Raw genomic sequence first — 24908 nt, 5'->3', positions numbered from 1 at the left:
CATGAACGAAAATTTCTTCTTCCTGAGGAGGAATATCCTCTTTAACAGGTTCTTCATGAACGAAAATTTCTTCTTCCTGAGGAGGAATATCCTCTTTAACAGGTTCTTCCGGAACTGGAATATCCTCTTTAACAGGTTCTTCAGGAATAGGAATGTCTTCTTCAACAGGTTCATCCTTAAAATCAAAATCAACATTTGATTTGAAATTGACCTTGTCTGCAGATGTGGATTTTTTATCCTCAACAAATTCTCTTGGAGTTTCCTCAGGAGTCACCTCTTCATGAGAAACGTAATCTTCAACATTGAATTCTTCTTCGACATCCTCAGCTATTTCATCATTGCTGTGGTCAACATAAATATAATCATCATCAGAACCTAAATCAACCTTATCTTCCTTAACTGATGTTTCTTTAGGTTTATCTTCTGGTTCATCATTAATAATATCCTCATTAAAATCAGCATTTTTACCCAAATCCTTACCGAATTTGATAGCTGATAAAATTGATGCTTTTGCGGAAACATCTTCGGAATCGTGTTTGAAATGTGATTTTATCTTATCCTTCAATGACATTGAAGCGGATTCATCATCATCCGCATAATCCTTTTCATCTTCCCAAACTTCTGCATTGTCTTCCGGAGACACACCTTCATCAGATTCCCATATCTCCTCATCTTCATTGATTACGGCAGGTTCTTCATCTCCAATACTTTCAGATTCAGGATTTACATCAACATCAGAAGAATCATCCATATCAGTAGCATTGACATTTTCAAATTCCGGCTCATCTACAACCGGAGACTCTGTTTTAACATCAGCAGCAGAATTTTCCTCCACACCAGAAACATTAACATCATCAACAGAATTTTCCTCTACACCAGAAACATTAACATCCTCAGTTTCACTATTAGAAGGTTCATCTATACCGGAACCGCCGACATCAGGATTAATAATTTCCTCTTCAGCATCATTCAGTGAATCTTCACCTACAAATTCTGAAGAGTCCTGTTTATATTCAAATCCCTTTTCTTCCTCTTCAACTGTTACGAATTCCGATGGAGCTGACTTTTGTGTATTTTCCTCATTTTGTACCTTGTCTGCTTTTTCAGCATCATCTTCAAAGAATTCTGATGGGTCAATTTCACTTACATCAATCGGTTTTTCCAAAATGTCTCCATCATCAACTTTTTCGACTTCGACAAAATCGCTTGGACCAATATCTTCAGGATTTACTTCATTTTCAGCTTCTTCTTTTGCTTTTCTTTCGGCCTCTTCCTTTTCACGTGCCAAACGCAATTCTTCAGCTTTTTTCTCAGCTTCCAATCTTCTCTTCTCAGCCAGCTTTTTCTCCTCTTCGGATCTGCGTTTTTCCTCTTCACGGGTTTCGCGGATTGATTTTTCTACAAAGCTCAATAGCTTTTTACGGCCAAGGTCTCTGTTTCTATACCAGTCAGTAGACCATAAATGATAAAGTTTCCATCCAAGACCAGTCAGTACCTGTTCACGAAGTCTGTCCCTGTCACGGGCTACCTTACTTGATGAATACATTTTTCCGTCAGTTGTGATTCCCAAAATATACTTTCCGGGATTTTCATCATCGACAATTGCCAAATCCACTCTAAATCCTGCACATCCTATCTGTCTGTCAACCTGATATCCGTTTTCTTCAAGATAACTTGCAATTGCATCTTCAAACGGTTCTTTGGAGTGTGCTTCATTATGCTGTGTTCCCAATGTGAGGTTTTCAGCATATTCCAAAAACTCCTTAAGTGATTTTACACCGTAAGGCGGATTGGCGGTTAAATTCATGTCATAAGCTTTAAAGTTTGAAAATACTACACATTTTTCTCTTGCACGTGTAATCAGTACGTTCAGTCTTCTTTCACCTCCATCCTGGTTGAGCGGACCGAAGTTCAAGGACATCTTTCTGTCCTGGTCATAACCGTAACCTACACTGATTAAAATAACGTCCCTTTCATCTCCCTGTATTGTTTCAAGGTTTTTAACAAAGAAACGTTCCTCTTTACTGTCTGAGAACAAAGGTTCAAATTCAGGCCTTTCCTTACGCTTGACCTCCAACGCTTCGAGAATTGCATTCTTTTGTGCAACGGAAAATGTTCCCACACCCAAACTTTTTGTATCGCCGTATTTTTCAAAGTGGTTGAATATCTCTTCTGCCACATCTTCCGCTTCAAGAGGGTTGGCAGATGATGCACCCCTGTGATATGCGGTATTCGGATTATAACGGAACTTCAATCCCAATTCAGGGTCTGAATGTGAAGGTGAAGGATAAACCAGCAAATCATCATCATAGAATTCCCTGTTGGAAACTGTAATCAGTGATTCATGGCGTGAACGGTAGTGCCATTTAAGCATTTTAACCGGGAATGACAGTTTGCATAAATGCAGGATACTTTCCATATCCAGTGATGTTGCCTCTTCCTCATCGCTGTCGGCATCTGACATCTGGTCGAAAAATGAAGTTGGAGGCAATTGCTGGGTATCTCCCATAACGACGGCTGTTTTTCCCCTCATGAATGCCCCAAGTGCATCTTCCGGTTTAACCTGACTTGCTTCGTCAAAAATAACCACGTCAAATTGGAGTTCCTCATTTGTAGGGTCGAGATATTGGGCAATGGATAGAGGACTCATCATAAAACAAGGTTTAATTTGCTTTATCATACCTCCTGCCTTTTCCAAAAGCTTTCTGACAGGCATGTGTCCGCTTTTTCTTGTAAATTCTCCTGCAAGGATTTTTGCCTGAGGGTTTTCGGTTCCTCCGAATATTTTTGGGATGTTGCTGTTCAGTTTATGAAAGATTCTTTTTCTGTTTAATGTTAAAATCTTTTTATCCAAATCCTTGAATTCACGAATCCTGTTTTCGTGAAGCTCACCGACAAAGGTGGCCAGCTCATGGTTTTCTACAAATAATATGTTTAAAAGTGAATCTGCAAAGTTTCCTTCAACCAGTGCTTCAATGTCATATTTTTTGATGTTTCTCTTTTCGATTGAATCAACAAACATTTTGGCATTTGAAGTCTTGAGCGCATTTTTGGTATTTAAGTATTGAGACCATAAGTGAAGGCTTGAAAGCTGTCCTCTCCAATTGTATAACTGTTCCTGCCATGCTTCAAAGCTTACATCACCTGTTTCTCTTTTAAAGATAAGTTTGCTTCTTGGGTTCAGTTTGTCCTTAAGTCTTGAAAGTACACGGACAAATTCCTCTCCTGCCTCGATATACTCGGCAAGGTCCCTTTCAGGTTTGATGTCGAATAGATCCTTGCTCATAAGGTCAATGGTGTTTTGTGAAAATGTTCCTTCACGAACCAGGGCGCTGAACTCATGCATCCATCTTGCAATGGCTTTCAGGTCATTAATATCTGCATTGAGATGCCAGTATCCTCCATAATATTTCTGACCCAGCGCATTGTTGGCCTCAAGAGTCTTTCTCATTTTGATTACTGCCTTTGCTTCCTGAAGGTCCCTTATGATATCGTCGATATTTCCGGGTACGGGAACTGCATAGTACCTTTCAACAAGTTCAATGTGCTGCTTGTTGTTGAAGAATCTGAACTTTTTGTTGGAAATGTTTCTTAACTCATATATCAGGCGGTCAATATCTGCCTGGAAAATACTTTGATTGAATTTATTTAAAAGTGGAGCGTATTTCTGATACCTTTCAAGCTCCTGAATTAATTTAAATGCATCGTCATTGTTATTATTCCATGCCCCTGATTTGATGATGCTTCCGTCTATCAGTTCGGCATTCTGTGACTTGATGATTTCAAACGCTGAAAGTGAATTTTGAAACTCATTTAAAGTGTCGGGTTTTTTTATTCCGTAAATGTCATAAACCCTTCCACGTTCCACAAGGAAATTATCCAGACTGTGAAGGGAATCGTTAATCAGCATTTCAATTTCCCTTAAATCTGCCGGAAGCAGACTTTTAGGAGCGCATTTGCTCCACGGATTTTCCTTTGAAATTGTCTGATAAAGCTCAGCCAGGTTTTCCAAAGCTATTTTCATGTCATCCAAATCCTTTAGGGTGACACTTTCTGGATTTTCAAATCTTACCAGAGGCATTATTGCATTTTTTCTTGCAAAATGATCATCGGCTGATTCCTTCATTCCATATAGCTGGAACGGAGAAAGATTAACTGCAAATGCGGGTTTGTGAATGATTTGAGAGTAATCATCAAGCTGACGGCGCAGGGTTTCCAGTTTACGGATCGTCTGGTCAATATTCAACGGCTCCTGAGCGCGAACGTTGGTTGCCTTCTGCAGGTCTTTGAGGAACTTTTTACGCCTTGTCTTGTGGGAATGCAGTTCAAGTACAAATTTCCCCAATCCGACACCGGTAAGCCTGTCCTTTACAACGTCCAAAGCAGCCATCTTTTCTGATACGAATAAAACTGATTTGCCTTCAGCGAGAAGCTCAGCTATCAGATTCACAATTGTCTGGGATTTACCTGTTCCCGGCGGTCCTTCCACAACCAGGTTACGTCCTGCCTTAACGTCCTGAATAGCTGCAATCTGTGATGAATCAGCATCCAGAACCTGATACATGCTTCTGTATTCAAGCTGAGTGTCAATGTCTTCTTCCCTGAATGCTTCCTGATCATTTTTGGCGGGATTGAAAATGGCCTGAATCAGTTCATTTTTGGTCAAATCCACATTGTCTGCCCATGCATCAGGGTTCAGGTCATTATACATTACGAATTTTGTAAAACTAAAGAAACCTAAAGCCACATCACTGTTTACGTTCCAGCCATCCATTCTGCTGACTGCACGGCGGACACTGGCAATGTAATGGTCAATGACTTCCCCATATCTTTTGAATTCGAAATTAGGAAGTTCAATGCCTGCATCCAACAATTTGGCCTTAAGTGAAATGTTGGTTTGAATATCTTCTCCGGTCCATTCAAGATTGAATGATTCACCAACCTTTTTCCTTTCCATTGAAACCGGAATCAACACCAAAGGAGCCTTGTTTTTCTGTTTTGGTTTGGATTTGTCTTTCCATTCCAAAAATCCTATTGCCAGATACAAAATGTTATAACCCTGCTCCTGGAGCATTGTCTTTGCCTGGTTATTTATGTAATATAATCTTTTCTGGAGCTCTTTTGGAGTCAAATCAGTGGCCAGTTTCTTATCCCCTTCAGAAAACTTGGAAAAATCAAATGGAATGTGGTCCCAAACTGATGACTTGTCCTCTTTTTTGTCCTTTTTGTTGGCCACAAAATACATTTTGTTTTCCTGAAGAACCAAAGTCTGGAAAAGATTTATAGGGGACTGATTTACTATAGTGATAGTTTTTGCTCTTGATTTGAAGTTAAGAAGCTGGTTTCTTAAGGTTAAATCCAATAGCTCCTTACGTAAATTTTTAAATTCCTTTTCGATTATATTAGATGATTTGTTTAACATGATGACCCTTTGTAGTGTTTAAAAATAATTTAAGATACATATATAATTATAAAATAATTTATTAATAAAGTTTTCTGAAAGTTATTAAAAATCATTATTCAAGTGAAAAATAGACTTAAATAACCCTAAATTAATTTAAATTAAAAAAATATAAAATCATGGAAAAATCAGGGCGATTTTCTTGCCCGGTATGGTCCCTGATATTGCGTTTTTTCACTGGCTATTTGAGAGGCGAAATTGGCTGCCTGCACGGACGTATAGCCCTCCAGTTTAAGAACAATATATGCCGCCATGAAGGTGTCACCGCATCCTGTTGTATCCACCACATTATCGGATGGAATTGCATCTATCCTTATTTCGCTTTCGCCAAGAATTCTTGAACCTTTACTTCCGTTTGTAATGATGATTTCACCCACGTTCAGCTCATCCAAAGGAACATATTCCGCTTCGCCTTCATCCAAAAATATGGCTTCTGCTCCATCCACAATTTCCTTAATGTGTCTGTTGGGCCTCAATCCTAAAGACTTATCGCTTTTATATCTTAAAAATCCCTGAAGGGACATGTAAATCGGCACATTGAATGACTTTAAATATTCTATTGTTTCAAGCGGAAAATCACGGGGATTCAGCGGATTGACGATGAATGCATCAACATCAAGACCTGAAATGAAACCCTGAATTTGAGGTACTGTTATTGGGATTTTAGGAAAATTCGAGGACTGGATTCTTATGTCGGGATTATCCTTGTCGGGATATTCATTGGTAAATATATGGTGAGCCTCAGTTATTACAGAGCATACCCTCATACCCGGCGGAAATACATTTAAAAAATGCGCCGGCATATGACAGATTACAAGAAAATCATTATAGCCCAACTCCCTAAACACATGAGCCTGATAATAGCTCGGTCCGCCTATTTCATATGACTTTTCACCAGCAATGATTATCTCATCACGACATGGATGGCCAAGAATAACTACAACCATAATAAAACCTCACATTTAGTCTAATCCAGTTCAATCGTAATATCTACAACATGATATCGGCCTGAAATATCGTAAATCTCCTTTTTTATCTCTTCAACATTTTTTTCAAAATCAACATCGACTTTAAGTGTCATTACAGAATCTATGCCGTCAAGTGACCATATATGAAAATCCTCAATTGCATTTACACCGTCAATTGATGAAATCAGGTTTTTAAACTCGCCAACATCAAAATAATCAGGGGTTTTCTGAAGCAATACTTCAACTGATTTGTAGAGATTTCTTCCAAGGTTAAATATCAGCCATATAGCTATTCCTATTGAAACGAAAGGATCCAAATACGGCGCACCGTCCCAAAACATCAGTACAAGACTCAATATCAATATTGCAATCCATTCAAATACGTCCCCAAGCTGGTGGAATAGAATCGCCTTTTCATTGAATGTTTCACCATCGTGAAGCCTGTAAACTGAAATTGATTTAAATATTATGCCTACAACAGCCACAAGAAGCATTCCCCTGGCATCAACGCTTTCGGGAGCAAACAGTCTCGGAATGGCTTCCCGAAGTATTACAAAAGCCATGATGATTACAAAAACAGAGATTATCACCGCTCCAAGAATGGAAAATCTCTGATATCCGTATGAATATTTTTCTGTCGAGTCCTTCTGGGCAACCTTTTCCAGAGCCCATGCAAGAGCTATTGAAATCGTATCGGACAGATCATGAATACAGTCAGCAAGAATAGCCATACTGTTAGTTGCAAGACCTCCAACGATTACCAATATATTAAACGCCAAATTCATGAAAAACACAAACGCCAGGTTTTCACCGGCCTTTTTGTGATGATGATGAGTGTCAATTCTCATATCATTTATTATGTATTTTGAATATTAAAAAGATTCTTTTTTCAAAAAACATTGATTTTTAAGTTATGTTTAAATAATTTGAAAATTAAAATTTAAGTAGTGATATAAAATGGCGATAGTTGGAACAACAATTTTTTCACATATTCTTCCAGTAATTTTCGGATTTTTGGGAGTGCTGTTGATAATTTCAGGATCTTTAGATGAAGACAAACCTAAATTAGGTTTAGGCATTGCATTATTTATTATAGCTTGCGTATTCCCATATGTGGTTTTAAGCGTTTTAGTCTAAACTGTAAGTGTTTTTGACTAATATTCCATCAATTTTCGATAACTTTTTTTTCCATGAAAAATAAAATAAAAATAAATCTAACAAGACTTATTCATTGTAATAAAATTTATATATCTTATATTTATTATCAAAGGATGTATGGTCAACTAATTTTAATCATATCCATAATCAATCTAACAACATCAATGCACGAAAATAATAAATTGCATCATAAACATATAGATATAAATTTTTCTACCAATTTTCAGCCTCAATTATAGATTTTTCCGTAGCCCATTTTCTATCATCTCAATTGGAATATCAAAATGGGACTTAATTTCATCTGTGAGTCGTAAATCTGACACCCAAGTATCGTTTTCATGCTCCAATTAACATCCCAAGTAGATACATCCAGTTCACCTTCAATAAGCCCTTCTTTAACTAAGCTCCCATATAGCACGCCTTTGAATGATAACTTATTCTAAGAATGCATAATTAATTGCATTTTTAAAGCTAGGATTGTCTAAAATAGATGAATAGTTAAACAACACATATCTTGGAATAAAATACTCTTCTAAATTAGGATTAATAATAATTCCTCGCATATCTTGTCTTAAAACGAAATCAATGAATTCTGATAAAACTGTTATCTGATAAACATAATAATTACTATCATCGACACTTACAGTATCAAGAATAGCCTTTTTACTTGTAAATAAGATTCCAAATTCAGCATCTTCAGTAGATATAGTTGATAATGCACATCTTTCAACATCATCTAATAATAAAATACCATTTGTTGCATAAATTCCAAAATCTTCATCACTTACAAACTCATTTAATAATGTAGCTTTAGATAATTCTAACATCAAACCATCAAAATTATCTTCATTAGACGGATTTCTAATAAAACTAACTAAAGAATCATTAGTAGTAGTTTCAGCAATATTTTTTAACTGTTCCGGACTATATCCACCATTAAAATTATCCTTAAAAGTAATTCCTGATTTTAATGGAAAATTATTCAATAAATCAATAGGAATAGTAAAACCTTCAGTTGCAGGATTGATTACAACCCCATCACCACCATTATTATTTAAGATATCGACATAGTCTAAAATATCATTAGGAACAGGGTCATATTGGTCATCCACATTATCATCTTTAATATATTCAACATCATCAGTGTATAACGGTATAACAGTTGCCCCATCATCTAATACAATATTCTCTGAAATAAAATCTTCACCTTCAAAAAGACCAGGTATTAATAATCTAGAAAATTTTAATTCATTAATAAAGTCAGCAAATAATTCTTCAGGGGGCTCTTCACCTCTTTCTAAAAAGTCTCCCATTTCATTTAACACCATTCTAAAATGATTATTTGTTACATACGATTTTTGCATTGTAAACACCTCATTAATCAGTATTTAAATTAATTAAACTTTTTAATCCTATCTGAAAATACATCATATAGTCTAGAAGCTTTATCTAATTGCCATTTAATTGATTTATCCCAATTACCCTCATCACGAATATTAACATTATAAATAACACTAATATATGATGCTTTTTTATTATCAAGTCGACCCCAATTTAATTCGAAACCCAATTCTTCTTCTATTTTATTTTTAGATTCAAATAAATTATCAAATAATGGCTTACTATCTTTAATCCATATTTGAGATTTTATTTCTGATTTTTGAGTGTTAATTGTCAAAGATATATGTGCTAAACTACTACCAATGGCTATATCATACCAATTTTGACCTTGAGGTTTTCTTGAATTAAACATAGCATAATTTTTATCAATTTCCCCAGTTAATTTAGCCCAATAATTATATTGTAACATCTTAGTTGAAGTCCACTCATTGTCTAAACTTCTTTTAATAGTTTTTGTCCAATTATTAGGACTAGAAACAACCTGAAACTTAGGAGCAATAGCAGAATCACCAATCTTCCATAACTCAATCCTACATAAAAATATATTGATTTCTTCATCAGTATGCTCATTCAACCAATCGATAGCTTGACGATGTTCCTCACGAGCTTCCTTAACAATCCAAATAATAGTTTTAGCATCATGACCTGAAGCATAAGTGATAATTTTGCCCAAGTGGTCATGATTAGTTTGTTCTAATTGGTTTTCAATAATAATTTTATTATCAGTGTTAGCTTCAACAGCTAAAATATCCGTACTAAAAGAACCTGTTTTAGCTTCGGTAGACCTCAATTCAATATCAATACCAATTTCATCACCTAAAGTAGCTAAATTTTCTTCTTTTGCTAACCATTTAGTAAAATCATTAGCTTCATGTGGCCAAACAGATCGTAAATCCTTAACTTTCACTAACTTACCTAATTGCATCATCATCAATCCATTAAACTATCTTCAATAATCTTTATTTCATCATCAGTTAAATCATATAATTTATATACGCTATTATTAATTTCTTCATCAATTTTATCAATTTGAATTTTAAGTAATTTCTCTTCCTGAGGAGTTTTTACAAGCTGAAGCCCTTTATTTAAATTTATCATTTTATCTACCAATTCAACTAACTCCATATCAACTAAATCTTCAGAAGGTAATGGAAAATGCTCAAAAGAGTTCTTACCAAATGAAAAATACCCTCCCCTAAAAGAAGAAGCAACTTTAGAAATGAAAAATGTAGTTACATTTGAATTTAAAATACCCAACAAATATTTCAATTCATTAATATCATTTGACTCTGTTGTTATAGAATAACCTCCCGCAGTACCACCACCAACATAACAAAACTCACCATACTCATCTAAAGTAAATGAACCTCGACGACTCAATACTTGGTAAATAATCTTAGGTTTATCCATTACCAATAAATTTTTAGGATAAGGATACAACCACCAATTATAAGAATCAACACTACTTCTATTTAACAACTTTTCTTTTGTTAAATTTAAATAATCAAAAGCTAAAGGATATTCCTTAATTTTACTTCTTGAAAAAGGAATTAAATCATTTCCATTAATTGAATATGGAAATATTAATAAATTATTTACAATTGGTTGTTGATATCTCTTTATTTCAGCACCTTTCAATAATGGTTTTAAAATCCCATTTTCAATACGAAATTCTTCTTCTAAGAATTTAGATTTTACAGCAGAAAAGTCATCAAAACTTTCAATTAATGGCAATATATATACCTTATCAGCACTTGTTTGAAGACCTACAGAAACATTAACAAAATTCAGTAATTTAAAAGGCATATTGTATAATTTATAAAATAAAGAACCTTCTTTTCCAGAAACAAATACCCATTCCTCAGAAGAAACATTATCAAAACTCAAATAATTCTCAACATCATCATGATAATTTGATTTGAATTTATTTAGATTATTTATCTTTTCGAAATAAAACTTATTATTATCCTGTTTATCTAAAAATAATAGACAAGTATATGTAGTTGCACTATTAAAGACTTGCTGATCGCCAAAATGAATTACCTTCTTTAAATTCTTATTTTCAGAAATCATTTTTCTTAAGGACATCCCATATTTAGCTGTAAAAAACTTATGGGGCAAAATATATCCCATTATCCCATCTGTATTTAAAAGTTGTAATGCTTTTTCTACAAAAACTATGTAAATATCATAATTTCCTTTTGAAGATGATAGATAATTATTCTTGTAATACTTAATTGATAGTTTATCCATTGTTTGAGTACGAATATATGGAGGATTACCTACTACTGCATCAAATCCACCATTTGCGAATACTAATGGAAATTCATGTTCCCAATTAAATGGATTTAATTTTAGAACATCTTCATGTTCTAAGTCTTCTTGGACTAAAATATCAGTTCCTATTAAACTGTTTCCACATTTAATGTTATAAGATAAGTTAGGCAACACTTTCTCTTGATATAATTTCTGCTGTTGCTCTAAAACATCTTTATTTTCATCTTCTAATACTTTTAGAAGGAGCGATAGTTTTGTTACTTCAACAGCATTTACATCAATGTCTACGCCATAAATGTTATTGGTAAGTATTCTTTTTTTCTCACGAATAGTTAATCTAGGCACATTGTCCTTACCAACATAATAAACTTCTTTAGGTGGTTTTTTAAGACCAATATAATATTCCAAATGATAATCCAATAATTTTTGATAAGCTCTTAGTAAAAAAGATCCACTACCACAAGCAGGATCAAGTATTCTTAGTTTTGCTATTTGATTTGGAGTTTTACCTTTAATTAATTCACCAACAGTATTTTCAACAATATAATCAACAATGTATTGCGGCGTATAAAAGACACCACCTGCCTTTTTTACTTCAGGTTTTTGTTCTATTTTTGCCTGGTGTGACGGGGTTAATCTAATAATACTGCCTAAGAAGTTTTCATAAATATTGCCTAATATTTCAGGACTGATTACTGAAAACTCATATGGGCTTTTTGGATAATATAAATCAGCAAATATCTCTTTGAATACTCCATCATCAATGTTTAAGTGCAATGTGATGTTATCTACAAATTCAGAGTAATCTGGAGTAAAACTAAAATGGAATAAACCACTGTTATATTTTAAATCAGCTTTTTTGAATACTTCACATAATTGTTTGTAGATATTTTCAGATTCCGCTAGTTTGTATAGTGTCTGATATCTTTCTATTCCCCGATCTTCAGCCATTCTAAAGAAGACGATACGGTCAATAATCAACTGCACTGCCAAATTAAGTTCAGATAATGATAAATCTTTATTTCTTAAAGCAATGTTTCTAGCTAATATTAATCTCCATTTTTCAATGTCTTTTAAGAATTCATCATCGATTGATTGTGTGCCCCTTTTAGTTTTGGAAGTGTTGTCATCGACAAATTTTTGAAATAGTTCTTTTTGAACAGCTTCTTTACTGAATAAACTGTAAATTTCATCCCATTTGTCTAAATACTCATCATAAGTGTAGTACAATACCCTATCAGTACTTGCTCGCTCACTTTCTTTTGGTTTTGAAGTTGTTTCGTATATTGCAAGTTCTTCAAAATCAGTTAATATTACAATTGGTATTTTTGCACTCCAACCATAACGTCTTGCCTGATATGCTGGACTTCTGTCATCTTTAATATTGACACTAGGTTTTTTTGCTTCAAGATAATAAATCAATTGACCCCCTAATCTAAATGAATAATCAGGAGCCCTTGTTTCTTTTCCAACAGCTAATGATTCCTCAAAAACAACCTCTTTAAAATTAGGGCCTAAACCTTGTTTGTTATGTACATCCCATCCTAACGCTTCCATCATAGGATTTATAAATTCTACTTTAGTTTCTTCTTCCTTGTAAAGCTTAGAAGTTGTATAAAAACTTTTATTACTGTCAAATCTTGCAACTAAATCAGCAATGATTTTTCTACCTTTTTCAATATTATCTTGATTAAGTACGGCTTCAACCATAAGAACACAACACAAACATCCCTAACAAAATATTTGTAAATTATAAAATAAATATCTTCACAACTTTATCAAAACATTTATACAAAATAAGATACTTTTTGTTTTGATAAAAATATTATATGTAAATATACATTTTTTAGATGTTAGACAATTAATAATTAATTTAATGCTTCAGAAATGAAATTTGCTTGCTTAATCATACGACTATCATCAAATTTACTAATTTCAGATAAAAGAATTCTATGGAACTCTTCGACATCTTTAACATTTTCAAAAACACAGTCTTCAACTTGAGAAGTAATTTTTATAGTTCCATATCCAAACATGTTTCCGAATATCCCCTTTTCATAATATACAGTATTAATCATATTTAATGGAATCTGCATTTGTTCTGAACTCACAACACCCGCTTTACCAATCAAATGTTTATTAGTTATAATTAATTCTGCATTAGCTGCTTTAAAGTAAAATATAATAGCTAAAAATATAAAGAAAAGACCTATGAGAAATATTAATGTTATTAAACCAACAACCAACGGTATAAGGTAAATTGCTCTACTAATCTCTGCTTTTTTAACAATACGTTCTTCAACTTCAACTTTTACAGCATTATTATCAATAACAACATTATTATCTTTTATCTCAATATTCAAAGATGAACCGCATTCAGGGCAAAATTTAGTGCCTTCTACAACTTATTCCCGCATTCAGGACAATATTTAACCATATAAACCACATTTTTTCAATAATTATACATTATGTTAATAAATCTATTAAATCTTTTATTATATTATTCTAAAATTATAACCATATTATTTTTTGTATTTCCATAAAACACATTACAAAATACCTAATTCAACAAGAGACTAATATTCACTCATTATTTTTTTACCTTTGTTCAATCTCCTAAACCCACATTTTACTCACGAAATTTACTGTATATGCTAAAATTTCTTCTAAGGACGATTTAATATTAAAATATATATTTATAAAAAATAATAGGAGATTAAATTATATTTTTTAATCCTCCTCCTAAGTATCCGCCATGTGAATCATAAAATTCAATAGAAAACCCATTATAACCTTCAGTACTTGATACAACCATACGTATTTGATACTTAGCATATTTATATCCATTTTTAACTTTAACATTTTTAGTTACTTGCTTTTTAAATTTGGAATAATACTTATAGACATGACCTCCATTTTCTTTAGTGGTTGTTGAACCGTACCAAGTCCAACCATTCGCCCAATATTTGTCTATGTTATACTCATATGAGGTATAATCGCTCCAATCACTACTCCAAACATCTTCATATTGTAAAACTTTTTTATAAACCCATACTTTCTTTTTTACATTTTTATATTTTGGAACTTTGTATGTATTGTATTTACCTGTGTTGACACTAATCTCCTTATATTTTCCATTATTATATGCATTCAATATATCTGTGTATTGTTTATAAGATATTTTACCGATAAGTTTTCCATATTTGAAGGTGTAAAACTTTTTAGTTGGTTTTACGATTACTTTTGAGGATACTGTTTTGGAGTTATAATTTGCACTTGAAAATGTTGCTTTATATGTGTATGTTTTAGATTTTTTGAGTTTGAGTTTTTTTGTTGCAATTCCATTTTTTACATTTATCTTGTAAGTTTTACCATCTATAGTAAATTTTACTGATCCTTCATTAATTTTATTACCCAAAGTATCTTTTACAATTATTTTTAAAGTAGTGTATTCTTTTGTTGTGGAAATCCATTTATATGCTGTTAATTTAACATTTGCTTTATTAATTACAACATTAAAATAAGTCTCATTAGAATAACAATTTTCACCAAAATAGGTAGCATTACATTCATATGTTCCTTTTGCAAGTTTAACTTGTTTAATTGCTACACCATCTTTAACATTAACTGTATATGAGTTACCATTTATTGTAAAGATTACAGTCCCATTATTAACGATATTTCCCAAAGTATCTCTAACATTGACTTTTAAAGTAGTATATGTAGATACAGTACTTGTAATTTGGTTTGAAATTAATTTAATTGGTTTTTTATCTATAGACATGTTAAAAATAGCAGTATTGGATCTATAATAAGTGTCAACTAAACTAACTGCCATTTTATAATTTCCCGGAGCATTATCTATAGTTCCTTCGTATATTCCATTGTTATCTATGTAAAATAAGATGTTGTGTATTGATTGGGTTCGGTGTAAAATAAAACTTTAATCTTTTTATTTGAGATTCCTTTATTAGTATAAGAGTTAGTTACTTTAATTTGATATTTTTCACCAGATTGGTAAAATGAATTAAAATTTTCGGCGGATACCACTGCATTGCCCATTACAGTTAATTTGCATGTTGTTTTGCTACTTAAAAATTTATAAGTAGTTCCTCCAGATGTAGTTGATCCACCAGTATAAGATGCAGTCCAAGTGTATGTTCCTGGAGGCAAAGTTCCTCTATATGTGATTTTAGCAGATCCTTTGTTTAAAACTTTTGAAAATTCATTGCCATATTTAAAAGTTACATTTCCAGGAACAGTCATACCATTACTTGCCCTAACATAAGCTGTAAATGTGAAAGAATCCCCTTCATTAGCAGTTACAGAGCTCATTGTAATGGTTGTCGAAATTGATTTAGTTGTTTCAAGTTTATATGAGTCATTTACACTTACACCAAGTAATTCATCATTTTCATAATAAATAATATTTTCATTACTTATATTATCAATAGGCTGTGTTGTTTGTTCTAAAAAATTAACATCACTTTCAACACCAGTAATGTTTCCGTTAGCCGATACTACCGATATACACATTAACATAAGTAAACATAACACCAAATGGAAAAACATCTTTTTCATAGATTCACCTTTAATAATTATACCAATAATAATGTTTATCACATAACTAATAAATAACTTGTGTATAAATTACCTGTACAAGAATCTATGAATACAGACATAAATGAGCAACATTCACCATATATCTGAAACTATGAGTATTTGTGACTGAAATTTTTGTAGTAATAATTAGTTACATCAAAAAATCATTTATTTAACTCTTAAAGCAACATTTATGGATAGTGACAAAATAGATGTAATCATGATGTTTTGCATAGTTAAGTCAAAAGTTGCTTTCCGATTAGTTTTTGGGAATAATGAATAACAGTAAATAAAAATAAAATTACTCCTCATACCCCATTTCTTTTAATTCTTTATTATTGAATTTACTTTCGTCAATTTTAATCCATGGCTGATGAGTTATACAATAATATATTTCTTCAGCTGAATATTGAGAATTATTTTTACATATAACTTCAAATTCTTCAGGAGTGAAGTTTGATGGTTCAAATTTAAACCAGTACACAGAATATTTCTCTAAAAATTTTTCACCTTTTTTAGTAAGAACATAAATACCTTTAGGACTATTTTCTGGAAATACTTCTTCTATTTGTTCAATAGAAAGATTTTCTTCAATTCTAGAAATTAATTCGCTTTTTCTTCCAGATACTTTCAAATCATAAGTTTTCAGTATTTTTTGCAAATCAACAACAAGTAAGTTATGATGTATCGTATCAATACAATCATATTTAATATGGCCTGACCTTTTAGCTAATTTGGCAGCTTCATTCCAAGTAGTAGCATAATATTCTTTAGCATATATTAAAATTTCAACATAATCTGATATGCTCCCCTTACTGTCTCCAATATCTTCAATGTCTTCAATTTTAGCATAATCAACAAATGGCCCCTCGTCAAATTTATATTCATCTAATTGAGTAAGGTATTCCCTAATTTCATAATAATCATAAATATTATTAATTTCAAAATATTTTTTAGAAAAATCAAACCCTTTTAATTCGCTTAAATCAGTTAACATGATAATCTTACCTATTCAGTTAATCATTTCTTCCTTTCATCAACAAGCCGTGGCCTATCGCTGACTTATCCCAGTACTTCTTTAATTCCATTCCACAGTTAATGCATCGTGTTGCATTGTCTTTGTTTGGGTAGATGTAGTAAAAGCATTGTTTAGTCATTGTATCACAAATTTAATTGCTTTTAATTAGATTTTTTTAATTTTTAAAATGATATCCACAATTAAAACACTTCTCTGCTCTACGAACAAGATTAGTACTGCATTTTGGACATTTCTTAAATTTTGATAATAAAAAACTATTTACAAAATGATGTCCGCAGTTAAAACATTTTTCAGCCCTATAAACAAGTTTAGTGTTGCATTTTGGGCATTTCTTATATTTTGAAGATATATCTTTTTCTTTATTATTGTTTAAATCATATAAATTTGTCTGATTACGAGCATCATAAAAATTATATGATCCACCTTCCCATTCATCAGTATATTTGGCTTTATTGCAATCTTCACATAATGTTTGGAGGTTGCTTAAGTCATTAGTTCCGCCTTTTGCTACTGGTTTGATATGATCCACATGTAATCTTGTTTGCTTGTTTGTAGCACCACATTCTCTGCAGCGATACCCGTCTCTTTGAAATACCTGGTGGCGAAGTTTACGTGGAATCGGTTGTCTGCCAGTTCTTGTAGATAATTGCTTGCCGCAGTATGGACAAATTCTAAAGTCTGAATCTTTAAAGACTCTTCCACAGGATTTGCAGTATTTTTCCATAAGTTAAACACCTAATATTTTAATATTTTTGCTTCCACAATGAGGACAAGCACCATATACCTTTAAAATTTGACGTCCGCAGTTTTTACATATATTATATCGGTTTTTGTCAATGTTCTTATCATGAATTTTTAATTTATTAAATTTAATTTTTGAACAGGAATTCAATCTAGATAAGTCTTTACTATTACAATGTGGACAAGCACCATAAATTGATAGAATTTTACGACCACAATTATTACAGCGTTTATATGATTGTTTCTTCTTGCTTTTTACATTATTGCTTGAATGTTTATTGTAACTTGAGTTATTATTGGATTTATAATTTGAATACCCTATTGAATTCTGATTAATCCTAGCTTGTTGTTTTGACATTTCAACTAACATGCGCATTGCAAAATTAAAATATTTCCCCATTTTATCCCTCTATCAACTTCTTCTTCATCGCTGCAAACTCTTCATCTGTCAGCAAACCTTTCTCATACAGATTAGCGAGTCTTTCAAGTTCATCCATCAAGTTGCTTTCTTGCTTGGTTTCATGTTGTGGTGTTTCATTAGTTGCGTGTTCAAGGCCCCAACCTGCTTCTTCGTATTGAGCACCGCAAGCTCGTTCGTTGATGATGTTCGCAATATGATTTATAAAATAAGATTTAGAATATAAAGTTAAATTATCTATATTTATTACAATTTCCTGATTTTTTAACAATAATATTTTAAATGCATAAGGTTTAGGTTTGCTAGATCTAGTTCTAGAATTGATTGATCTAACTTTTAAATGACTACGTTTTAATAACTCTACTTTGATTATATTTTCATATGGGATTCTTAAGTCTTCACCATTTTCTGTTGCTTTTTTAAATACTATTCCTTTTTCAACTATTTGAAATGTAGTTATTATTTTTCTCTTCTTTTCTTCATGTTTTACACCACTTGTTGCGGCTAAACCAATTAAACCAAAAGCTAATGTTGCAACACCTTTTTTCAAACCACTTGAAGTTGCAATTTGTAATTGTTTATTTGGAAAAATAGCTTCACATTTTATTCCTTCGAAGACATTGTTATCCGCTAACATTTCTTCAAGATAATCTTCTTTTGTTTTATTGTCAAACAATCCCATATCAATCAATTATAGTGTATGTTTCACAAAGATAATATAAATTGTGTTTAAAATTAGTGTTTGATATATGTGTTATTTCCAGTATAGTTTTCATTTCCACCATAACTTACAGTGACATTATACTTGCCTTTCTTTAAATCCAAATCCAGTTTTGCTTTACCTTTAGAATCAGTTTTAACCACATCATCAACAACCACATCACCTGAGCTGTTAGTTATTGTAATGTTAACTATTTCCTTTGATATTGGTGTTTTATTCAAATCAGTTAATTGAATTGATAATTTACCGCCTTCATATTATGTTTTATTGCTTGTTATTTTGATTTTAGTTGGTTCTTTTCAGATGCCGAATTTGAAAACATTCCAACTGTCGCTGCAAGAACAACAATTATTAATAGCAGGATTATGATTATGTTTTTGTCTTCCATTAGGAGGTCTTCGCGAAGAAAAAGAAGGATTATCAAAATTTGTTAACATCATCAGGACGGTTATTTTCAAAAGTACAATTATTTGACTCATATTTATCCGAAGAGCGATAAAAATAGATTGCTCCACCATGCCCTTTTCGTGCGATGTTTCTATTGAGTTTGGATTCTGATATATTTAAGGTACCTCCCTTTAAATATTGTCCGATAACCTCAAATAAAACAAAACCTATGCAAATTGCTCCACCGTTCGTAGCCATATTTTGACTCAGTATCGAATCTGCAATATCAATCCCACCGTTTCCATCACCAAATATTGCACCACCCTCCCTAGCCACATTTTCAGTGAGTGTTGAATCCATTATAATTAACTCACCATTATTAAATATTGCCCCTCCAATAGCATTTAACTCATCTTCATCTTTGAAATAATCAAATAAACCCTCTTCATCTATATTTAAAATAAACTTATCATAATCCATTTCTAGAATATCCTTTGCCATATTTTTTTCAATTAAAGATTTAGAAATAGATAATTTAGTAGAATTAAATATGGCTCCACCAAGTGATGATATGTTTTCATTGAATGATGAATCTGATATAGTTAACTCACCCCTATTAAATATTGCTCCTCCAAGTGGTGCTTCGTTTTTATTAAAATTAGAGTTTAAGATATTTAACTCGCCGGTGTTAGCAATTGACCCCCCATAAAAAGCATGGTTATTTTTGAAATCAACCCCACTTATAGTTAACCTATCATCATTAAATACTGCTCCAGCGAAACCTTTTGCCAGGTTCCCCTTGAATTTGGATTTAGATATTGTTAAATTTCCTTTAAAGTAATATATTGCCCCACCATTTTCTTCTGATACATTATTAATGAATTTACAGTTTTCTAATGTTAATTTTAAATTAGAATTGATTTTTATTGCTCCTCCATTACTATTTAGAATGTTATCATAGTTTTTGTGAGAGTGTCCATTTTTAAATATGATGTTTTTCAATGTGATATTATTTCCAGTAATTAAAAAAATACGTGATTTATCAGCCCCATCAATAGTTCTACCTTTACCATCAATAGTTAAATTATCCCTCTCTAATTCAATTCCGCCTTCATAAAAATCTCTTTCATAATCTTCTAAACATATATCTTCGTCTAAAATGATTTCATTTGTTGTGTCCTCATGTATTATTTTATCCAAATATCCAAAATCAAATTTTTCACTATTGGGAATTAAATCCATATCCATTTGGATTGTGCCATTACCATTAATTTTTCTTAAAAAATCTTGTGAAAAGTTTTTTATATGTATGTGTCCTTTATTTAAAACAGTTTTGCCGTCATCTTTAATTATTGGACTTATTAAAGTTAGATTTGATTTATTAATTATATTTTTTGAATCATTTTTGAATATATATTTTTTAAAAATCGTTTTTAATAGATTTTGCGAATTATTCTCACAAATTTTGTTTTCAAAAATACTTTTTTCAATTAAGCAATTCTTTCCACTGTTAAAAATAATAGACTTGAAAATAATATTGTCTTTGAATTTCCCATTAATAACACTGAGTGAAGATCTGTTATTCTCATTTACAATGATATTTTCAGCTTGGTTACTTAAAAAAGCAGAATTATATATTTCTAAAGAATCCTTATTGTTAATAATATTTTTTTGAGAAGATATGTTTGAAAATTCACAATTAAAAATTTTCAAATTGCCTTCATAATTATTTATAGCACCACCATCACAGTCGGCTACATCCTGAGTGATTGTAGATTCTTCAATTGTTAATTCACCACCATAATTAAATATGAATCCTCCATCTTCTGCATATCCATTTTTTAATGTGATATTTTTAATAGTAATATTTTTACTTGTGCAGTAAAATATACGTGTTTTTCCTTGTGCATCGATAGTGTGTCCATTTCCATCAATGACTAAATTATCACGATTTAATTTAATGCCCCCAGACTCATAATTGTCATCAAAAATTATATCTGAATCTAAAAATATCCTTTTTTTCGTGTAATAAACATTAGATGGGAAGTATTTAATATTGGAGTGCATAATCTTAACTAAATTATAAAAATCAGATTCCGATTCACAGGCATCAATCCAAATAGCATCACTCAATAAATCTTTGATTTCATCGACAGGCTTCGAATTATCGACATTAATAGAAATTATTTTTCTACCCCATCTAATTGCATGGTGTATTTCATTATATACATATTTTGACTCTTGAGAAAATTGTGAAAAAAGTAATAATACGCATTTTGTTGATTTGATTGCATTACTTATTGCATCTAAATAATGTTCACCTGAAGTAACATTGCGAGGTGCAATCCAACATTTCAAATTATTTTGCTCTAAAATATAACAAATCTTAAATGCCCTTTCTTGGTCCTCTGGCGAATAAGAAATAAAAACATCATGATGATTCTCAAAATTATTTATTCCATTTAAAATATGGCCTTTAGGAATTAATTTTTCAAATTCCGTGAAATTCATAAAAAAACACCTATTAATTAAGATTATATTAATACTATTTATTAAATATAATCTCTAAATTATAGACCCACATTGATTAAAAATAATATACCGATAATATAACTTGTGTATAACTCCATTACTATACTGGTTAACTATTTTTTATAATATACTTACTAATTGATTTGCTTGAGGTATGCCATTACGTTTTAATTGTGAAAAACCAGTTGGAGACACCATTAGCCATCAAAAAAAGTGCATGCCTTGACAACTACCACAACAATAATTATCAGCAGGACCAATGGCCCAAGATTATCCATTACAAGAGAAACAATGTCCCAGTGATGCAAATAAAGAGACACAAAAACAGCAACTACTATAGCGCCCAATAAGAATAAACCCGCAAGCATATCTAAAACATCACCATCTGAATTTTCTGGAGATTTAATGTGTTCTCCATGAATATATGGTTTATTTGAAGACCTATAACCTCCATAACTCCAGTTTCCCATGTCATAATCTGGATCAAAACCACAATTCTCACAGTAAGGTTCATTATCTGCAAGTATTGAACCGCAATTTGGACAAATTTTCATAAGTATTCACCAATTCCATTAATTCATCAACAATCCTTGGCCTGTCGCCACTATAGTACTTGTTTATTTCCATTCCACAGCTGATACATTGTCTTTGTTTGGCTATGAGCAGTAACCCTTTAGTCCAGAAGTCTAACTTCACCTGAATGCAGGCTTGTGCCTATCAGTACTTTTTTTATTCCTAGGGATTCCAACTCCCCGATGGAATTCTTATTCAAACCGCCGGCCATGATTATTTTATCTTTCATATCCTCAAATTCACTCAGCAATTCCTCATTGTAACCTTTTTCAGTACCCACACCAGTAATATCCAAAAGAATTATTTCATTTGGATCCAAAATCTTCAATATTTCCTTAAACTCCTTAAGGGTCATGTCAAAGTTTTTGCTAAGCAATTCGTTATTTTTTACATCGACACTTACAACAATACGTTCCTTTGGAAATCTTTCAAATATCATTTCCATCTCTTCAATGTTTTTCAAGGTTTCAGTGGGAACGATTACCTTGTATGCGCACTCCAAAAAGAACTCGAATGATTCGGCGTCCTTTACTCCGCCGTCAAACATCACAGGCAGGATTGTGTTGACCATTTTTATGTCGTTTATGTTGTGGCCCTGTGATTCTATCAAATCCAAATCGGCGATATACATTTCATCCGCACCGTTCAGTTTCAGACCCTGTGCAATTTCGACAGGATTGGCGGAAGGTGCAAAAACAGTGTTTAATGGTGTGTATGTATCCCTCATACCGGATTTGCCGCTTACGGCCTGGTGCTGTTTTAAATCTATAACAGGAATTTTTTTAATCATAATAATAATTAGAATAACAAAGTATAAAAATATTTAAAAAAAATTATGGAGGAAATTAAGCTAAAAATGTTTTTTTAGCCTAATTCGAATAATAAAAATAATGATCAATTTCAGGTCAATTAAATTAACCTCTACTTATTAGTTTTAGTCACATAGTATATAAATGTTACTCTATTTTAGAAAAATTAAAGTAAACTTGAATAAATTATTTTTAAAAAAATATGTTAATTTATAGAAAACATTAAAAAAAATTGGCAATTAACGAATTAATGTTCATTAAAAAATGAAAATCATAAAACTATAATTTTTGAATGCCTAAAAGATGATAAAAATTAATAAAATTAGGTTGATAAAGTGCAACTGACAAAAGTCAGGCAAAATTAAACTACTCTCTGAAATTTTCATCAATGTAGGAATCAAATTTCACATAAGCCTCATCGATGGCCTTCATGATCTGGTCCTGGCTGATTTCGGAAAGTTCATCGAAAGTCACGCCGACATCAACGTCAACATCCAGCTGTTCGGCCTCATAGCTGATGGTGATATCCAAATCCAAATCCTCAACTTCCTTGGTGGAAATGTTTTTGGAAACTTCCCTCTCTAGTATTTCCCCAAAATCATCGGAAATGACAGATAAATCGCTTTTGGATAATTTTTTAAGTTTTGACATGTAAATCCAAAAAAAGAAAAGAAAGTATTAAGCCTATTGGCCCATACCTTGCATTGCATTTTGAATGGTAGCCTGCATTTCTTCGAGTTTTTTCATGACTCTTTCTTCCTGACGGGTCATGGTCTGTTTTCTTAACTCGAGAGTTTCCAATTTGTCTTCCATTTCTGATAATGCGTCTGCATATTCAACTTTAATAAGTAAAGTTCCAGCCTGTTTGAATACTTCAGTATTTTCATCGGTTTTTTTAAGTTCTTCTAATGCTTTTTCAGTTTCTTGAATTTGAATTTCAACATTCTGAACTTGCATAGTTACGGCCTGAGCCTGTTGTTGTAATTGTTGAAACTGATTTAACTGTTGTTGAATGTTTTCCGGAATATCCATAATATCACCTTTTAAATTATTTTATAAACATTATTCATTTGTCAGATTGTTAATTTCCAATGCCAGTTTAATCCATTTGATAGCTGAATTTACAGAAGCCCTGAAGGATGTTGAATCCTGAGCATCGATATTGATTAGAATTTTAGGGCCTTCCAGTTCCATTGTCATTGATGATCTGAAATCAGGAGCGGTTTCAAACTCCAGAACTATTGCGTCATAAATGATTTTTGCCTGGTTTTCGCTTTCAAATTCAACAGATATGTTACTTTTGACAGATTCAAGAGGAGTTTCATCAATCATGTGCCGCCTCTAAAATCTTTTTGACATTGATTTGGAAATTGAGTTTATCTCCAAACTTATTTAGGAAATTAATTTTTGCCACTAGATTCTCATCATCAGAGATAACTATACAGTTATCCTCTGCACTGTCCACTAAATCAAAATCCAAAATATCGCTTAAAACGTTAAGCCTTTCAATTTTTGATACTACCTTCAATTGAGACGGAGCCATGTTGAGCTTTTCGCTTTCCAGCACAACACTAATCATGATAACAAGCAAAACTTCCCCCTTATTTGAATAAAAAGTAATTTTACTTGGATTTCCTTTAGTCTCATTGACAATGGCCAAGTTAAATTCATCAACTTCCAGAGCTTTTAAGAGAAGTTCACGCATATTCATTTTTCCCCGGTTTACTGAGGTTGAATCGGTAACGCGTGCCAGGGTTTTACAGAATTTTCTAGTTTTTTGAGAAGGTTTTCTAGAAGTTGAAATTAACATTTAAATCAAAA

General features: G+C 32.0%; 23 protein-coding genes. 1 reads left to right on the top strand and 22 read right to left on the bottom strand.

All coding sequences use genetic code 11. The features are described from left to right. From Q0W04_RS08745 to Q0W04_RS08735, 3 genes are all read right to left on the bottom strand, one after another. On the bottom strand, positions 1-5422 hold a 5422-nt coding region (locus tag Q0W04_RS08745; RefSeq protein WP_298502187.1), incomplete at its 3' end, for a DUF4011 domain-containing protein. Between the two features lie 167 nt (positions 5423-5589). Further along, on the bottom strand, positions 5590-6408 hold the full coding sequence (locus tag Q0W04_RS08740; RefSeq protein WP_298502184.1) for a PfkB family carbohydrate kinase: 819 nt from the start codon (positions 6406-6408) through the stop codon (positions 5590-5592). 20 nt (positions 6409-6428) lie between these two features. Continuing rightward, positions 6429-7277, bottom strand: a complete 849-nt coding sequence (locus tag Q0W04_RS08735) for a cation diffusion facilitator family transporter (protein ID WP_298502182.1) — start codon at positions 7275-7277, stop codon at positions 6429-6431. 109 nt (positions 7278-7386) lie between these two features. Here Q0W04_RS08735 and Q0W04_RS08730 point away from each other — a divergent pair, with 109 nt between their 5' ends. Next, on the top strand, positions 7387-7566 hold the full coding sequence (locus Q0W04_RS08730) for a hypothetical protein (RefSeq protein ID WP_298502179.1): 180 nt from the start codon (positions 7387-7389) through the stop codon (positions 7564-7566). A 455-nt stretch (positions 7567-8021) separates the two neighbouring features. Here the strand turns inward: Q0W04_RS08730 and Q0W04_RS08725 are convergent, their stop codons facing one another. From Q0W04_RS08725 to Q0W04_RS08635, 19 genes are all read right to left on the bottom strand, one after another. Next, a complete protein-coding gene (locus tag Q0W04_RS08725) occupies positions 8022-8951 on the bottom strand; it encodes an SseB family protein (RefSeq protein ID WP_298502176.1) in 930 nt (309 codons plus the stop codon). Between the two features lie 29 nt (positions 8952-8980). Further along, positions 8981-9919, bottom strand: a complete 939-nt coding sequence (locus Q0W04_RS08720) for a DUF4268 domain-containing protein (RefSeq protein WP_298502173.1) — start codon at positions 9917-9919, stop codon at positions 8981-8983. Then, entirely contained in the window at positions 9919-12975 is a 3057-nt protein-coding gene (locus Q0W04_RS08715) for an Eco57I restriction-modification methylase domain-containing protein (RefSeq protein WP_298502171.1), read from the bottom strand. The genes Q0W04_RS08720 and Q0W04_RS08715 overlap by 1 nt, the downstream gene beginning before the upstream one ends. A gap of 158 nt (positions 12976-13133) precedes the next feature. Continuing rightward, positions 13134-13628: a PH domain-containing protein gene (locus tag Q0W04_RS08710; RefSeq protein WP_298502168.1), complete on the bottom strand. Its 495-nt coding sequence runs from the start codon at positions 13626-13628 to the stop codon at positions 13134-13136. 353 nt (positions 13629-13981) lie between these two features. Beyond that, positions 13982-15103: a hypothetical protein gene (locus tag Q0W04_RS08705; RefSeq protein ID WP_298502165.1), complete on the bottom strand. Its 1122-nt coding sequence runs from the start codon at positions 15101-15103 to the stop codon at positions 13982-13984. Positions 15104-15156: 53 nt separating this feature from the next. Beyond that, positions 15157-15807: an Ig-like domain-containing protein gene (locus tag Q0W04_RS08700; RefSeq protein ID WP_298502163.1), complete on the bottom strand. Its 651-nt coding sequence runs from the start codon at positions 15805-15807 to the stop codon at positions 15157-15159. Positions 15808-16168: 361 nt separating this feature from the next. Then, complete coding sequence (locus tag Q0W04_RS08695; protein ID WP_298502160.1) at positions 16169-16864, bottom strand: SAP domain-containing protein; 696 nt, start codon at positions 16862-16864, stop codon at positions 16169-16171. Between the two features lie 19 nt (positions 16865-16883). Continuing rightward, a complete protein-coding gene (locus Q0W04_RS08690; RefSeq protein WP_298502157.1) occupies positions 16884-17024 on the bottom strand; it encodes a hypothetical protein in 141 nt (46 codons plus the stop codon). A gap of 36 nt (positions 17025-17060) precedes the next feature. Continuing rightward, a complete protein-coding gene (locus tag Q0W04_RS08685) occupies positions 17061-17630 on the bottom strand; it encodes an HNH endonuclease (protein WP_298502154.1) in 570 nt (189 codons plus the stop codon). 3 nt (positions 17631-17633) lie between these two features. Beyond that, positions 17634-18047 (bottom strand): hypothetical protein, encoded by a 414-nt coding sequence (locus tag Q0W04_RS08680; protein ID WP_298502151.1) that lies wholly within the window; start codon positions 18045-18047, stop codon positions 17634-17636. A 1-nt stretch (position 18048) separates the two neighbouring features. Next, a complete protein-coding gene (locus Q0W04_RS08675; RefSeq protein ID WP_298502149.1) occupies positions 18049-18747 on the bottom strand; it encodes an SHOCT domain-containing protein in 699 nt (232 codons plus the stop codon). A gap of 53 nt (positions 18748-18800) precedes the next feature. Next, complete coding sequence (locus Q0W04_RS08670; protein ID WP_298502146.1) at positions 18801-19007, bottom strand: hypothetical protein; 207 nt, start codon at positions 19005-19007, stop codon at positions 18801-18803. A gap of 199 nt (positions 19008-19206) precedes the next feature. Beyond that, positions 19207-21684 (bottom strand): TIR domain-containing protein, encoded by a 2478-nt coding sequence (locus tag Q0W04_RS08665; RefSeq protein WP_298502143.1) that lies wholly within the window; start codon positions 21682-21684, stop codon positions 19207-19209. Positions 21685-21902: 218 nt separating this feature from the next. Next, positions 21903-22259 carry a zinc ribbon domain-containing protein gene (locus Q0W04_RS08660; protein WP_298502140.1) on the bottom strand — a complete coding sequence of 119 codons (357 nt, stop codon included), beginning with the start codon at positions 22257-22259 and terminating at the stop codon, positions 21903-21905. A gap of 119 nt (positions 22260-22378) precedes the next feature. Further along, a complete protein-coding gene (locus Q0W04_RS08655) occupies positions 22379-23068 on the bottom strand; it encodes a HisA/HisF family protein (protein ID WP_298502138.1) in 690 nt (229 codons plus the stop codon). 385 nt (positions 23069-23453) lie between these two features. Continuing rightward, on the bottom strand, positions 23454-23738 hold the full coding sequence (locus tag Q0W04_RS08650) for a DUF3194 domain-containing protein (protein WP_298502135.1): 285 nt from the start codon (positions 23736-23738) through the stop codon (positions 23454-23456). 33 nt (positions 23739-23771) lie between these two features. Next, entirely contained in the window at positions 23772-24119 is a 348-nt protein-coding gene (locus Q0W04_RS08645; RefSeq protein ID WP_298502132.1) for a prefoldin subunit beta, read from the bottom strand. 30 nt (positions 24120-24149) lie between these two features. Beyond that, positions 24150-24419, bottom strand: a complete 270-nt coding sequence (locus tag Q0W04_RS08640) for a KEOPS complex subunit Pcc1 (RefSeq protein WP_298502129.1) — start codon at positions 24417-24419, stop codon at positions 24150-24152. Next, positions 24412-24897 carry a Brix domain-containing protein gene (locus Q0W04_RS08635; RefSeq protein WP_298502126.1) on the bottom strand — a complete coding sequence of 162 codons (486 nt, stop codon included), beginning with the start codon at positions 24895-24897 and terminating at the stop codon, positions 24412-24414. Before Q0W04_RS08635 ends, Q0W04_RS08640 begins: the two co-directional genes overlap by 8 nt. Positions 24898-24908: the final 11 nt, after the last annotated feature.

Origin of the sequence: uncultured Methanobrevibacter sp. (genome assembly GCF_947170395.1) — an archaeon.
Lineage (GTDB): Archaea > Methanobacteriota > Methanobacteria > Methanobacteriales > Methanobacteriaceae > Methanocatella.
This window is presented reverse-complemented; position numbering and strand designations above follow the sequence as displayed.